The sequence below is a fragment of the Bifidobacterium sp. W8112 genome (genome assembly GCF_016101425.1).
GTDB lineage: Bacteria > Actinomycetota > Actinomycetes > Actinomycetales > Bifidobacteriaceae > Bombiscardovia > Bombiscardovia apousia.
The window spans coordinates 277,340-292,160 of sequence record NZ_JACFQN010000001.1 but is presented as its reverse complement, the minus strand read 5'-3'; the positions used below and the strand labels follow the sequence as shown (position 1 = coordinate 292,160).

The following is a 14,821-nucleotide window of genomic DNA, read 5'->3' as shown; positions in this document are numbered from 1 at the left end:
TAGCCGTACCGGCTGGGAGAATGAAGAGCATTCGCACAATGCGGAGTGAGTGCAAAGACCGCCCGGAACCCAAGGGCACCGGGCGGCATGACTACTTCACCGTTTGGTATGTCAGGATAATCGGCTGTCAGTCGGGCCAGTGCCCGCGCTTGCTCTGATTGGGCTTGGGAACCCGCCACCGCCGGACCATCATGGCCCGTTGCCAGGCGTAGGAGGCCGAACGCGAACCCTTGGCCACCGAGCGCTCGCCGAACTTGTCGATCAGCAGGCGCTTGAGCTTGCGCCACATCAGCCAGGTATCGATCAGGGCAATGATCAGGTAGCCATAGAGCAGGACGGTCACCATCATGGTGAAGGTTGCATAGTGCTGAGGGCCCACGAACATGCCCATCAGGGTGGCGACGAACATAAGGATGATGGCCGGGAATATCCATTCCAGCAGATTGAAGCGGGCATCCACATAGTCGCGGATGTAGATCCTCCAGGGCAGGCGCTCCGACTTGGGCATGTGGTCGAGGTCGCCGGTTCTCATGGCCTCGTACTGGGCATCCTCACGGGCTCGGATCCGGGCCTTGGCGGCCTTGCGAGAGGCCTTGCGGTCCTTGGGGACCAGCGGGCGCAGGTTCCGGGCCTCAGCCTGCTTGCGCTTGGGTGTGGGGCGTCCCTTGCCTCGTGCTTCTTCAGTGGAGGCCGTCTGGTCCGCCTCCGCCTCTTTGTCCCGTCGATCCTTGCGTGAGAAGGGGTTCCATGTCATGCGAACAGGTTACGGTGACGCCTAGACTCGCAAGCATTGATTCGCAAGCAATCACAGGAGGTAACGATGGCGGAGCTGGGCCTGGAGACGATCCGCACACGTGTGCAGGACGATAGGAGCCGGATCGTCGATCTGCTCAAGGACAAGATCGCCCTGGCTTCGGTTTCGGCCAAGGGGATCACCGGGGATCACATGCGGCGATCGGCCGACTATGTGGCCGGGCAACTGCGGCAGGTGGGTGTAGATGCCCGGGTGGTCCAGGCGACCAATCCTGACGGGACCCCGGGCGCCTTCGAGGTGATCGGATCCCGGCAGGTGGATGACAAGGCCCCGACCGTCCTGCTCTACGCTCATCACGATGTGCAGCCGGTGCCCGATCCCTCCCAGTGGTCCACTGACCCCTTTGCCGGCGTGGAGAAGGAGGGACGGCTCTACGGACGCGGATCGGCCGACGACGGCGGCGGCATCGCCATCCACTCGGGTGCCCTGCACGCCCTGGGCAAGGACCTGCGCGTCAACGTCAAGGTCTTCATCGAGGGTGAGGAGGAGATGGGCTCGCGCAGCTTCATCCCCTTCCTCCAGGCTCATCGGGACGATTTCGCCTCGGAACTGATCATCGTGGCCGACTCGGGCAACTGGTCGGCGGACACCCCCAGCCTGACCACCTCCCTGCGAGGGAATGCGGACCTGGATGTCACGGTCACAGTCCTTGAGCACCCGGTTCACTCCGGGCAGTTCGGCGGGCCCATCCTGGATGCCAACACCCTGTCCGCCATGCTGATCGCCTCCATGTATGACGACCAGGGTCAGCTGGCGGTGCCCGGCCTGGAGGGCGGACAGCCCATAGGCGGCCTGCAGCGTGACCTGGACCAGGCCCAGCTGCGTGCGGATGCCGGCGTAGTGGACTCCTACCGGCTGGCCGGAACCGAATCCCTGGCCTCCCGGCTCTGGACCAAGCCTGCAGCGGCGGTGATCGGCTTCGATGCCCACCCGGTGGAGGGCTCCTTCAACGTGCTGGCTGATACGACCCGCTTCCGCATTTCCCTGCGCACTGCGCCCACCCAGCGCCCTGAGCAGGCCGCGCAGGCCTTGGCTGATTTTTTGATCGCCCATGCTCCTCAGGGGGCCAGGGTGGAGGTCACGCCCGGCGACATGGGCATGGGATGGGCCATGGATGCCGGCAGCCCGGTGGTCCGGCAGGCCGAGGAGGCCATGCGGCAGGCCTTCGGACGGGACCCGGTCAACAAGGGCGAGGGCGGATCCATCCCCTTCATCCCCGAGCTCAAGCGGCTCTTCCCTGAGGCCCAGGTCCTGGTGACCGGCCCAGAGGATCCCCAGTCCAACGCCCACAGCCCGAACGAGTCCATCTCCCTGCAGGGGCTGGTCGACAACATCATCACCGAGGCCCTGCTGCTGGATTCCCTTGACCACCGTACGTTCTAAGATGGCAAGTGACACGGGGGCCGTATGCCTATGGGCGTGCGGCTGAGAGGAGGCTCAGCCTCAACCGGACGAACGTTTACCGGGTAATGCCGGCGCACGGATGTCACTGGACCCGTGCCTGAACGGGATGGCGCTCATAGGGAGCGCCCCGAGGAAAGGCACAAGATCATGACCGATGGTCATTTCATCAACAACACTGCTTCCGGATCGGAGCCGGAGTCCGAGCGGACTCCCTCCCAGGTCAGGACCCCCTCCCGACGGTGGAGGGTGGTGGATATCGCCGTAGCTTCGGTCATCGGGGTGGCCTCCGCAGTAATCTACTGGGTGGTCGCCATGGTGACCACCATTCCCTGGTCGTTCCTGGATGGGGTCGTGCCCGGTCTGGGCGGCATCCTCAACGGTCTCTACCTATTTGCCGGGCCTCTGGCCTCGGTCATCGTGCGCAAGCCGGGTGCGGCCGTCTATGCCGAGTTGGTCGCAGCCATCCTGGAGTCGCTGCTGGGCAGCCTTTGGGTGCCTGTGGAGACCATACTGATCGGTCTGCTTCAGGGCTTCATGGCCGAGCTGGTCTTCATACTGCTGCGTTACCGGCGCTGGAACATGTCCACGGTGGCACTGTCGGGCGCTGCCGCCGGTTTCGGCTGCTGGCTGTACTCCTTCTGCACGCACCTGCAGGCCATCAACCTGACCGGTCCCTACGGGGTGATCTATCTGATAGCCACCCTGATTTCGGGCGCGCTGATCGCCGGAGTGCTGGTTTGGTACCTCTATAAGGCCATTGCCGCCACCGGGGCTCTGGACCGCTTCGCCTCCGGCCGCGATATTCGTACGACCGGGAAGTAGAGGTCTGGGCGTGGACCAGAGCATCGAGGATAATCCCTACCGACCCGCAGCCTTGGAACTGCGCGGTTGGGGTTATCGGCATGCCTATCGGAACCACTTCGCCGTCAGGGATCTTTCCCTGAGCATTCCTGCAGGTCAGCGGGTGCTGTTGCTGGGAGCCTCCGGCATCGGCAAATCGACCATCCTCGAGGGTGTGGCCGGGCTGCTGGGCGATCATGCCCCGCAGAACGGCCAGGACCAGGTCGAGGATGATGAAGGCGGGGTGACCCAGGGCCAGGTCTTGATTGACGGCAATCCGGCCGTCTCCAGCCGGGGGCGTGTGGGTCTGGTCCTGCAGGATCCGGATGCTCAGGCCATCTTTCAGCGGCTTGGTGACAATGTGGCCTTCGGGCCCGAGAACATGGGGCTGCCCCGCCAGGAAATCTGGCCACGGGTACAGAAGGCCATGGCCGAGGTAGGTTTGGCTGACTTGCAGCTGACCCGGTCCACCGTGCATTTGAGCGGAGGGCAGATGCAGCGTCTGGCCCTGGCCGGCGCCCTGGCCATGCAGCCTGGGCTGCTCCTGCTGGATGAGCCAACGGCCAACCTGGATCCGGTCGGTGTCGAGCAGATTGTCGGCGCCGTCAGGAAGGTCCTGGACCGGCAGGGCTCCACGATGGTTCTGGTCGAGCACCGGGCAGGTCCATGGATGGATATGATCGACCGGGTCATCGTGCTTGGGCTGGGCGAGGTTGAAGATAGCACCAGCGGATCGGGCGCTGCGACCTATCGCAAGACGGTGATCATGGCCGACGGCAGCCCCCGGGAGGTCTTCACTGATCCTGGTTTGGACCTGGCCTCCCTGGGCGTCTGGGTTCCCGAAGCGTATAGGAGCGCCAGGGATTCGCTCCCCGAGCTTGGACGGTCCCGGGTTAGGTCCGGGCAATCTGAATCGGGCCGCAATGATCATCCCGTCCTGCTGGCCACTCGGGATCTGGTGGTGGGCCGTCAGGGCCGGGCGGTTGCCGAGCATATCGATCTGGAATTCAGGGCCGGGCAGGTCACCGCTTTGGTCGGGGCCAACGGAGCCGGCAAGTCCACGCTGGCCATGACCCTGGCCGGTCTGCTGGAGCCGGTGGCCGGTTCGGTTCTTGCCCAGGACCGCCTGCTTCGGGGATCACAGGGGCAGGTGCCTGCTGAGTCCGAGCCCATCCGATGGACCTCATCCCAGCTGGCGGCGCGCATCGCCTACGTTTTTCAGAATCCCGAGCATCAGTTCGCCCGTGGCACGGTCCTGGATGAGGTCAAACTGGCCCCCCTGCGCACCGGCATGAGCGAGGACCGGGCCCAGATCCGCGCCCTGGAGCTGCTGGGCCGTTTCAGGCTGAGGCAGTACGCGCATGCCAACCCTTACACGCTCTCGGGCGGTGAGAAGCGGCGGCTCACCGTGGCCTCGGCCCTGGCCGCCGCACCGCAGATGCTGATTCTTGACGAGCCTACCTTCGGTCAGGACAGGAACACCTGGGTCAGCATGGCCCAGCTGATTGCAGACCTGCGCGACCAGGGAGCCTGCATAATCCTGGTCACCCACGACCGGGAGCTGGTCCAGGCCCTGGATGCCCGTCTGGTGGAGATGACGCCTCCGGGAGCCCAGAAGGCCGTCTGGCCTGTATCAGAGTCAGATTTGCAGGCCCGTCAGAAGACTGTTGCGGCCAGACTGACCGTCACGCCCATGGATCAGCGGGACGAGCCGGTCAAGCCGGCCAGCCGGTCGCCATACATAGCCTCCATCAATCCGGCCTTCCGTCTGATCGGGGCCTTTCTGGCCGCATTGCCCTTGCTGATCAGTTTGGACCCGGTCTCGGCCACGACGGCCCTGATCCTGGAGTTCCTGCTATTGGGCGCGGCAGGCTTCACGCCTCTGCGCGTGGTCAGATCCACCTGGCCTATCTTCCTGGGGGCGCCTGGCTCAGCCTTGGCGATCATCCTTTATGGCAAGAGCGGTGGCGCCACCTTCTGGCAGTGGGGGATGATTCATATCACCCAGCGGTCGCTGGATCTGGCCCTGGCTACGGCGCTGCGGATTCTGGCCATCGGGATCCCGGCTATCATTACCGTCCTGGGAATAGACGCCACTGACCTGGCCGATGCCTTCAGCCAAGTGCTCCACCTGCCTGATCGCTTCGTCTACGGAGGGCTGGCCGGCATGCGACTCTTCACCGTCCTTAAGGATGATTGGTCGGCCCTGACCGCCTCCCGCCGGAGTCGAGGGCTGGGCGATGAGAACCGTTTCAAGGCCTTTATGCCCCAGGCCTTCGCCCTGCTGGTCCTGTCCATCAGGCGTTCGACGACCTTAGCCACGGCCATGGAGGCCAGGGGCTTTGGGGGCAGCACGCCACGCACCCATGCCCGGGTCTCCCAGGTCAGACCACGTGATGCGGGCTTCCTGCTCATCTGCCTGGCTGTGCCTGCCATCTCCCTGACCGCGGCTGCGCTGACCGGCTCCATCGCCTTCTTCGGCAACTGACCGCCAGGGTTTCTCGAAGGCTCCAGATACGGAGGAACCCCGGTCCTTTCCGCCTCCCGCAGAGAGGGGAAAGGACCGGGATCCACCTGTGGTTGGAAGCGCTGGCCTCTTACCTGGCCAGAGTGGTGTTGATGTTGCGCACCTCGTCGAAGCGCTTGGAGGCATCCTCCCAGTTGACGATGTGCCACCAGGCCTTGACGTAGCTGGCCCGGTCGTTCAGGTACTCCAGGTAGTAGGCATGCTCCCAGAGGTCCAGCAGAACCAGCGGGAAGATGGTGACGGGCAGGTTACCCTGGTGGTCGTACATCTGCAGGGTGACCAGGCGCTCGCCCAGGGTATCCCAGGCCAGGACGGCCCAGCCGGAGCCCTGGATGCCTGCGCACATGGACTCGAAGTAGGTCTGGAAGCCCTGGAAGGACCCAAACTGGTCCTCGATGGCGGCCTTGAGCTCGCCAGTTGGCTCCTGGCCGATGGCCGGGGCCATGTTCTTCCAGAAGATGGAGTGGTTCTTGTGCCCGGCCAGGTTGAAGGCCAGGTTCTTCTCCAGCAGGTTGGACTGAGCCACGTTGCCGGACTCGGCCGCGTCGTGGATCTGCTCCAGGGCCTTGTTGGCACCGTTCACATAAGCCTGATGGTGCTTGTCATGGTGCAGCTCCATGATCTTGCCGGACACGTACGGCTCCAGCGCCGAGTAGTCGTAGGGCAGATCGGGAAGTGTGTATACGGGCATATCGTCTCCTCACAATGATTCTGGCCAAGCCAGACGAGTGATGGTCGGTCTGCGCCATACCAACAACGGATGTGGTCGACCCGACCGGTTCTTTTACCCTAGCCCCTTGTCCGAGGAGCACAAGGGGCGCAGGCCTTTCTTTCAGTGAACTTTCCCACAGATGTAGATTCACCGAGGTGAAGCCGCAGGCTTCTGGACTGCGGGGCTCTCGGCTGGCGGGGCTAGAGTGGTGCCCATGCCCTTTGATGACACCCTTCTTGACAATCCCCATGCCCAACGCGTTCATCGCTTGGCTGAACTGCAGGATCGGCGGGCCCGGCAGCGTCATGGCCGCTTCCTGATAGAGGGGCCGCAGAGCGTGCGCGAGGCGGTCCGCTGGCGTCCCGACCTGCTGACTGACCTCTATATTCAGGCCGATGAGTCCTCTCCTGCAGCCCAGGGCGGCCATCGGCGCCCGCTCAACGAGACTGTAGGCGCCATCATGGAGCAGGCTCGGGAGCTGCCTGACTGCTACGGGCACTTCGTCTCCGCTCGGGTCATGCGTGCCATCAGCAGCAATGCCCAGGGGATCCTGGCGCAGGCCCATACGGACGGATTTCTGGCCCAGCCGACGAACCTCAGCGATCCCCGCAGCCTGACCGGGGAGGGCCCCGACCTGGTGGCGGCCTTCTGGCAGATTCGTGATCCAGGCAATGCCGGAACCGTGATCCGCACCGCCGATGCCGCCGGTTGCAGGGCGGTCATCCTGGTGGATCAGTGTGTGGAACCCACCAATCCCAAGGTCATTCGCTCCACGGCTGGATCGGCCTTTCATATACCCCTGATGACCATGGACACTGATGACTTCCTGGCCCTGTGCAGACGGCAGGGACGGATCATGGTGGCGGCTGATGTCTATGGCACGCCGGACAAACTGGTCCGCTCCCTGACTGATTTGATGGCAAGCGGCGCCCTGTCACAGCCGGATTCAGCGGGTCAGCCCATGGCCCTGCTCTTCGGCAATGAGGCACGTGGACTGCCCAATGAGTTGCTGCAGTCCATGGATCAGATCGTCCGCATACCCATATACGGGCGGGCTGAATCACTCAATCTGGCTACTTCGGCAGCAGTGCTGCTTTACGCCATGGCCATGTCGAGTCGTATTGAAAGAATGTGAAGGCGTCAACGACCGGGATTTCCGCTGATTTGCGGCCCGGACACGGCATTGGCAACAGTGGAAAGGTCCATGGTGGCACAGGAAGAATTCGACCCCGCGGCGATGACCGACGAGGTCAACGAGGGCATCGGCAGGATTCGCGAAGCCTCCGATTTGGCAGAACTCAAGGAGATCAAGGCCAAGTATGCGGGGACAGGTTCAGCCCTGGCCGGATCAGGCCGGATGATCGGACGGCTGCCAGCGGATCAGAAGAAGACCGCTGGGCGTCTGGCAGGCAAGCTCAAGGCTGACTTCGGCCGTGCCTACGGGCTCAAGGACCGGCAGTTGCGTCAGGAGGAAGAGTCCCGCCGTCTTGCTGCCGAGCAGGTGGATATGACCCTTCCGGTCGAGCGTAAACCTCAGGGCGCACGTCATCCGCTGTCCAAGCTCATGGAGGATGTGGAGGATTTCTTCGTCTCCATGGGTTGGAGCATCGCCCAGGGCCCCGAGCTGGAAGCCGAGTGGTACAACTTCGATGCCCTCAACTTTGGCCCGGATCATCCTGCCCGCCAGATGCAGGACACCTTCTACGTCAAGGGCAGCCAGGCCAGGGACGCCGCCGGCTTCGTCGGATCCAACATGGTCATGCGCACCCATACTTCGCCCGACCAGGCCCGTTCCCTGATAACCCGTGGTGTACCGCTCTACGTGGCCTGCACGGGCAGGGTCTTCCGTACCGACGAACTGGATGCCACCCACACCCCGGTATTCCACCAGTGCGAGGCCATCGCCGTCGATGAGCACCTGACCATGGCCGACCTCAAGGGCACCCTGGACAAGCTCGCCGTGGCCATGTTCGGTCCCGAGGCCCGGACCAGACTGCGGCCCTCATACTTCCCCTTCACCGAACCCAGCGCCGAGATGGACCTCTGGTTCCCCGACAAGAAGGGTGGCCCCGGATGGATCGAATGGGGAGGCTGCGGCATGGTCAACCCCAACGTTCTGAGGTCGGCCGGCGTAGATCCGCAGCGGTACTCAGGCTTCGCCTTCGGCGTGGGCATGGAGCGCACCCTGCTCCTGCGCCACGACATCAACGACATGCACGACCTGGTCGAGGGCGACGTGCGGTTCAGCCAGCAGTTCGAGATGGGGGAGTGACCGTCAGATGCCAATGGTAGATATCGACTGGCTCAAGGAGCATGTGCAGGTCCCCGAGGATCTGACCTATGAACAGTTGGCCAAGGACCTGGTCCGGGTCGGCCTGGAGGAGGAGGACATCCATCAGTCCACGGTGACCGGCCCCATTGTGGTCGGCTATGTGGTGGATGCCGAGCCCGAGCCTCAGAAGAACGGCAAGACCATCAACTGGTGCCATGTGGATGTAGGCGAGCAGTACAACGCCGTGGACGACCAGGGCCGCAAGGTGCCCCGGGGCATTGTCTGCGGGGCCCCCAACATGGCTGCGGGCGAAAAGGTGGTGGTGACCCTGCCAGGGGCTGTCCTGCCTGGAGACTTCCGCATCGAACCGCGCAAGACCTATGGCCACATCTCGGATGGCATGTGCGCCTCCGAGCGTGAGTTGGGGCTGGGTTCGGACCATCAGGGCATCATCCTGCTACGCAACTACGGGTTCACCCCCGAGCAGTACGAGCAGCTCAAGCCCGGTGACGATGCCATGAGCCTCCTGCATATGAATAGGCCCGTGCTTGAAATCAACATCACCCCTGACCGTGGCTACGCCTTCTCCTACCGGGGGGTTGCCCGCGAATACCACCACTCCACGGGCGCCGAATACACGGATCCGGTAATTGAGCTGAACAAGACGGTGCCGGACTCAGCAGCTCAGGAGGATCAGGCTCCGCTGGCCGTACATGTTGAGGATGAGAACCCCATTCACGGTCAGCCCGGGTGCGACCGCTACTACCTGCGTGCCTTGACCGGGTGCGACCCCAAGGCCGCCACTCCCAGCTGGATGCGTCGTCGGCTGGTTCGGGCCGGCATGCGCTCCATCAGCCTGCCGGTGGACATCACCAACTACGTCATGCTGGACCTGGGCCAGCCCCTGCACGCCTATGATCTGGACAAGCTCAGCGGCCCCATCGTCGTCCGCAGGGCCAGGCAGGGCGAGCACCTGACCACCCTTGATGGCAAGGATCGCGAGCTCAGCACCGAAGATCTGCTCATCACCGACTCGCCCGAGGGGCACGAGGGTTCCCGAATCCTGGGTCTGGCCGGAGTCATGGGCGGTCTATACGGGGAGGTGACCGATCTGACGCGGAACATCCTGATCGAGTCCGCTCACTTCGACCAGGTGACCATCGCCCGGACCGCCCGTCGCCACAAGCTGCCCTCGGAGGCCTCCAAGCGCTTTGAGCGCGGGGTCGATCCGCAGATGCAGCCGGCCGCCGCAGCCATGGCCGCTGACCTGCTGCATCGCCTTGCCGGTGGCCAGGACCTGGATGCTCCGCTGGATATGAACCAGACCAAGCCAATGCCGGTCATCGACTTTGCCGTCAGCGAGGTGGCACGTCTGACCGGACTGGAGGTGGAGCCCCAGCGCATCGTTGCTATTCTGCGTGACATCGGCTGCACGGTCCAGGGCGATCCTCAGGACCGGCTGTCGGTGACCCCGCCAACCTGGAGGCCTGACCTGGGCGAGGGCTGTGATCTGGTCGAGGAGGTGGCCCGCCTGGTGGGCTATGACCGCATCCCTGTCACTGTGCCATCACCCAAGGTGTCCGGAGCGGTTGGTCTGACCGATCGTCAGCAGCGTCGTCGTTGGGTGGCTGACACCCTGGCCGAGTATGGGCTGACCGAGGTCCTGGACTACCCGTTCGTTGGCGACAATGATTTCAAGGCCTTCGGCATGGACCCTGACCAGGTCCATGTCAACAGCGTGGAACTGGCCAACCCCATGGCAGCTGACAGGCCCTATCTGAGGCAGAGCCTGCTGCTGCCGCTGGCCAACACCGTGGAGCGCAACCTGCGACGTGGCAACACGGACGTGCGCCTCTTCGAGATCGGCTATGTTTTCCGTCGCGATCCCAAGGCTCCAGCGGTGCCCACTCTTCCGGGCGGCGTGCGTCCCAGCGACGAGGATCTGGCCCGCCTGGACCAGGGTCTGCCAGAGCAACGGCTGCATGTGGCGGCCTTGCTGACCGGCCGCGCCCAGGAGGACGGCTGGCTCAAGGACAGCAGGGATGTGGACTGGACCGATGCAGTCGAATCGGCTCGTCGTGTCCTGGACAGGCTGGGGGCACACTATCGGCTGGAGCAGCTCCCGGCCGAGCAGGTGCCCGACCAGTGGCATCCGGGCCGTACCGCCAGGCTGGTCCTGGATGACGGCACGCTTGTCGGCATGGTGGGCGAGCTGCATCCTCGGGTTGATCAGGCCCTGGGCTTCCCTGCCCACTCGGCCGCCTTCGAGCTGAGTCTGGACATGGTGCTGGACCAACTGGACTACACCCCCCTGCAGGCCAAGCCCGTGTCGACCTTCCCTCCGGTCCGTCAGGATCTGGCCTTCACCGTGCCGGACACGGTCTCGGCAGCCGACCTGACTTCCGCCATCAGAGAAGCGGCTGGGTCTAGTCTTGAATCCATCGAGCTGTTCGACGTTTTCACTGGCGATCAGATCGGTGAGCATGCAAAATCGCTGGCCTTCGCAGTCACCTTCCGCGCCCCGGACCGTACCTTGACGTCCGAGGACAGCGAATCCCTGCGCCAGGCCATCGTTGACAAGACTGCAGGTCTGGGCGCCGTGCTGCGTGCCTGACCGGGCATCTAGGGGACCGAGGGACATGACGGATTCTCAAGAACAGGGCACAGCCGGTGGACCCGACCGCCAGGATCATGATGGGGGCGACCAGCCCTTGTATGGCGCCCGTGCCGATCGTTATCCAGGATGGAATCCGTACGTATACGGTCGCCCAGACCCCGAACCCAAGGCCAAGGAATCCGATTCGTCCCAGGGCAACCCCGCCAATAGGCCTATGCCCATGGCGGGGCAGCCGGGTCCCGGTCGCGGCGGAAATCCTGGGAATCCTCAGACCCGTCCCGGTGCGCCAGGATGGCCTCCCCAGGGCATGCCCGATCTGAACGATCCCTCCCAAAATCCGGTCTACGGCCACTGGGATCCCTGCGCCATCATCGCCTTCCTTATGGCCCTCTTCCTGCCCATGCCTGTGATTCCCGCCTTGCTGGGTGGCGTTTCCATGTATCGGACCCGCAAATTGCACATGAAGGGCTATGGATTGGCCATGGCTGCCCTGATCATCAACCTGCTCTTCACCTTGGCCTGGATCTGGCTTCTGGTCAACGGGGTCTCCCTGAACGACTTCTACCAACAGATGGTGCCGTCGCCCTCAACGGGTGGCGGCGGCTCGGGCGGGGATGGTGTCAGCGCCTGAGATCTAAGCAGGGGGTCATTCAGATGGGCTTGGATATCAATATTGTCGTATTCGACGGGTTTGAGCCCTTGGATGTCTTCGGCCCCTTTGAGGTGTTCATCAATACTGATGGCGCCCGGGTGCGGCTCTTCTCCTTGGACGGCCCTGGAGTGAAAGTCGGGGAGGGCGGTGTCAGGGTCGAAGCTCTAGGATCCGAAGCGATCGATCCCAAGGGAGTTTTGCTGATACCTGGCGGGTCCGGCACGCGAACTCTGGTTAGAAGCGACCGATGGATTGGGCAGTTGGCAAGCCTGGCCGCCCAGTCGCCGCAGGTAATGACGGTATGCACAGGCTCGGCTCTCTTGGCTGCCGCCGGTGTGCTCGACGGTCGGCGTGCGACCTCCAATGACTTGGCCTTTGACTGGGTCGTCGGCACGGGGGACCGCGTGGATTGGATCAAGGATGCCCGCTGGGTGGTCGATGGCAAGTTTCGTACCTCTTCGGGCATCTCGGCCGGTATTGACATGGCACTGGCCTTTGTGGAGGACACATGCGGGCCCGAGGCGTCGGACAGGGCCAGTAGGCAAATGGAATACATCCGCAACCGAGACTCCGGTTATGACCCCTTCGCATATTGAAAGTGCAACGCAGCGAAAGCAGACGCATAGCGACACGCCGAATTGCATAAATATGCGTTTCACTGCATGAGTATGTATGATGGTGCCCGATGAAGGGAGCACTCATGCGGCAATACACGGTGGCTGTAGCGGGAGCTTCGGGGTATGCCGGCTCGGAAATGATCCGTCTGTTGGCGGCCCATCCAGCCTTTCAGGTATGCACGGTCACCGGTCACGGCTCGGCTGGCCGGTTGCTGGGGGAGTTCTCTCCCAACCTTCCGGAGTCGCTGGCCTCGTTGCAGATTCAGGATACGAAGCCGGATATCTTGGCCGGCCATGATCTGGTGGTTCTGGCCCTGCCTCACGGGGCTTCTGGCCCCCTGGCCGAGCAGCTGGATCCGCAATCGCTGATGGTCGACTTGGGGGCTGATCACCGGCTGGAGGATCCAGGCGACTGGCAAGACTACTACGGCGGGCCTTTCTCAAGCCCGTGGACCTACGGGATGCCTGAGCTGCTCAATCCGGGTGGCGGCCGCCAGCGTCAGCTGCTTGGACAGACCCATCGGATCGCTGGTCCTGGGTGCAATGTCACAGCAGTCACTCTGGCCTTCCAGCCTGCCCTGTCAGCCGGACTGGTCCAGACTGATGATCTGGTGGCCGACCTGGCAGTCGGTTATTCGGGTGCCGGACGCTCGAGCGGCAGAATGGATCTGCTGGCAGCCCAGGCCATCAATTCGGCCCATCCCTACTCGGTCGGAGGCACCCACCGGCATATCCCTGAGATTCTGCAGAACCTGCGCAAGGCCGCTGCGGTGGATCCGAGCTTCGCCCAGTCTCAGAAACCCATCCGCCTGGGGCTGACCCCCATACTCGTCCCCATGTCAAGGGGGATTCTGGCTGTGGTCTCAGCCAGGCTGAGCGCGCTTGGCCGGAGCATGGGGATGGCTGATATTCGTGCCGTCTGGGAAGGGATCTATGCCAAGGAGCCGTTTGTCGATCTGCTCCCCGAGGGCAAGCTTCCCTCGACAGCTGACGTGTACGGCTCCAACCGGGCCCAGGTCCAGGTCGCTGTGGACCAGCGTGCCGACCGCCTCTACGCTTTCGCCGCCATTGACAACCTGACCCGGGGCACCGCAGGCCAGGCCCTTCAGGCCGTGAATCTGGCCCTGGGCCTGCCTGAGGAGACCGGACTGACAACCATAGGAGTGGCACCATGAGCATCACCTACCCTGCAGGCTTCCGGACCGGCACCGCCATCGCCCACCGTCCGGGAGGTTCGCAGCGCCGAAATCTGGCCTTGGTCGTCAACAGCGGACCCATGGACACGGCTGTGGGGGTCTTCACCCCCAATCGGTTCCGGGCTGCTCCGGTCATCTGGACCAGTCGGATCTTGGAAGAAGGCCATGCTGGAGCCGTGGTCATCAACTCCGGCAATGCCAACGCCTGCACGGGTCCCGAGGGCCTGGACCAGGCCAGGGCCATGGCCGAGCGGACAGGAGAGCAATTGGGCCTGCCCACCGAGCAGGTTGCCGTCTGCTCAACCGGGATCATCGGCCATCTTCTGCATCTGGACTCCATCTTGACCGGCATCGACCAGGCTGCCCAGGGGCTGTCGGCCAGTCAGGAGGCTGGCGAAGAGGCCGCCAAGGCCATATTGACCACCGACACCTGCACCAAGACCGTGGCTGTGGACGGCTCTGGCTGGCGGCTGGGCGGCATGGTCAAGGGTTCCGGGATGATCGCTCCGCAGTTGGCCACCATGATCTGCGTAATCACCACCGATGCCATTCTGGAGCCGGCACAGGCTCGCCAAGCCCTGTCCGAGGCTTGCCGGTTCAGCTTCAACCGGATCGACGTGGACGGGTGCATGTCCACCAACGACACCGTCCTGCTGATGGCCTCCGGGGCCTCTGGCGTGCGGCCTGACCCCGACCAGTTCCAGGAGAAGCTGGGTCAGGCCTGCGCGGATCTGGCCCATCGGATCGTGGCTGACGGTGAGGGCAGCAGGCATCGGATCCGCATCCGGGTGGACGGTGCTGACAATGAGGATGCAGCCCTTGCCTGCGCACGGGCGGTCTCCGGCTCTACGCTGCTCAAGTGCGCGGTGGCCGGCGAGGACCCCAACTGGGGCCGAGTGGTGTCCTCCCTGGGCACCGTCCCGGCTGCGACGGCGGCCTATGATCCGGCCCATGTGGATGTCAGCTTCAATGGCATCAAGGTCTGCCGGGGAGGCCGTCCCGGGCAGGACCCGGAACTGGTCGACCTGCACGTTCCCGAAGTCCATATCGACATCGACCTTGGTCAGGGCGACAGCCAGGCCACGGTATGGACCGATGATCTGACCCACGAATACGTGACCATCAATGCCGACTACCACACCTGACAGGAAGCCTGATCGGACACGGTGC

12 protein-coding genes and 1 riboswitch are annotated in these 14,821 nt (G+C 63.7%); of the genes, 10 read left to right on the top strand and 2 right to left on the bottom strand.

All coding sequences use genetic code 11. The features are described 5' to 3' along the window. Window positions 1–127 precede the first annotated feature (127 nt). Window positions 128–754: a DUF3043 domain-containing protein gene (locus H3T92_RS01165; RefSeq protein WP_144085784.1), complete on the bottom strand. Its 627-nt coding sequence runs from the start codon at window positions 752–754 to the stop codon at window positions 128–130. A gap of 66 nt (window positions 755–820) precedes the next feature. Between H3T92_RS01165 and H3T92_RS01160 the strand changes: the two genes are divergently transcribed. The 3 genes from H3T92_RS01160 to H3T92_RS01150 all read left to right on the top strand — a co-directional run bounded on the left by H3T92_RS01160 (window position 821) and on the right by H3T92_RS01150 (window position 5,546). Then, on the top strand, window positions 821–2,197 hold the full coding sequence (locus tag H3T92_RS01160; RefSeq protein ID WP_144085785.1) for a dipeptidase: 1,377 nt from the start codon (window positions 821–823) through the stop codon (window positions 2,195–2,197). A 3-nt stretch (window positions 2,198–2,200) separates the two neighbouring features. Beyond that, window positions 2,201–2,316: riboswitch (TPP riboswitch) on the top strand. A 49-nt stretch (window positions 2,317–2,365) separates the two neighbouring features. Further along, entirely contained in the window at window positions 2,366–3,040 is a 675-nt protein-coding gene (locus tag H3T92_RS01155; RefSeq protein WP_144085823.1) for an ECF transporter S component, read from the top strand. Window positions 3,041–3,050: 10 nt separating this feature from the next. After that, a complete protein-coding gene (locus H3T92_RS01150; protein ID WP_144085786.1) occupies window positions 3,051–5,546 on the top strand; it encodes an ATP-binding cassette domain-containing protein in 2,496 nt (831 codons plus the stop codon). 109 nt (window positions 5,547–5,655) lie between these two features. Here H3T92_RS01150 and H3T92_RS01145 read toward each other — a convergent pair whose 3' ends face one another. Beyond that, window positions 5,656–6,276: a superoxide dismutase gene (locus H3T92_RS01145; protein ID WP_015022073.1), complete on the bottom strand. Its 621-nt coding sequence runs from the start codon at window positions 6,274–6,276 to the stop codon at window positions 5,656–5,658. 235 nt (window positions 6,277–6,511) lie between these two features. Between H3T92_RS01145 and H3T92_RS01140 the strand changes: the two genes are divergently transcribed. From H3T92_RS01140 to argJ, 7 genes are all read left to right on the top strand, one after another. Beyond that, the gene (locus H3T92_RS01140) at window positions 6,512–7,432 is read left to right on the top strand and encodes a TrmH family RNA methyltransferase (protein ID WP_198189258.1); all 921 of its coding nucleotides are present in this window, start codon (window positions 6,512–6,514) and stop codon (window positions 7,430–7,432) included. A gap of 69 nt (window positions 7,433–7,501) precedes the next feature. Continuing rightward, window positions 7,502–8,569 (top strand): phenylalanine--tRNA ligase subunit alpha, encoded by a 1,068-nt coding sequence (pheS, locus tag H3T92_RS01135; protein WP_144085788.1) that lies wholly within the window; start codon window positions 7,502–7,504, stop codon window positions 8,567–8,569. Window positions 8,570–8,576: 7 nt separating this feature from the next. Next, window positions 8,577–11,183, top strand: coding sequence for a phenylalanine--tRNA ligase subunit beta (gene pheT, locus H3T92_RS01130; RefSeq protein ID WP_144085789.1), 2,607 nt, complete (start codon window positions 8,577–8,579; stop codon window positions 11,181–11,183). A gap of 25 nt (window positions 11,184–11,208) precedes the next feature. Continuing rightward, a complete protein-coding gene (locus H3T92_RS01125) occupies window positions 11,209–11,817 on the top strand; it encodes a DUF4190 domain-containing protein (RefSeq protein WP_186279420.1) in 609 nt (202 codons plus the stop codon). 23 nt (window positions 11,818–11,840) lie between these two features. Continuing rightward, window positions 11,841–12,434 carry a DJ-1/PfpI family protein gene (locus tag H3T92_RS01120; RefSeq protein WP_186279421.1) on the top strand — a complete coding sequence of 198 codons (594 nt, stop codon included), beginning with the start codon at window positions 11,841–11,843 and terminating at the stop codon, window positions 12,432–12,434. Window positions 12,435–12,538: 104 nt separating this feature from the next. Then, window positions 12,539–13,630, top strand: a complete 1,092-nt coding sequence (gene argC, locus H3T92_RS01115) for an N-acetyl-gamma-glutamyl-phosphate reductase (protein WP_144085791.1) — start codon at window positions 12,539–12,541, stop codon at window positions 13,628–13,630. Then, window positions 13,627–14,796 carry a bifunctional glutamate N-acetyltransferase/amino-acid acetyltransferase ArgJ gene (gene argJ / locus H3T92_RS01110; protein WP_144085792.1) on the top strand — a complete coding sequence of 390 codons (1,170 nt, stop codon included), beginning with the start codon at window positions 13,627–13,629 and terminating at the stop codon, window positions 14,794–14,796. The genes argC and argJ overlap by 4 nt, the downstream gene beginning before the upstream one ends. Window positions 14,797–14,821 lie beyond the last annotated feature (25 nt).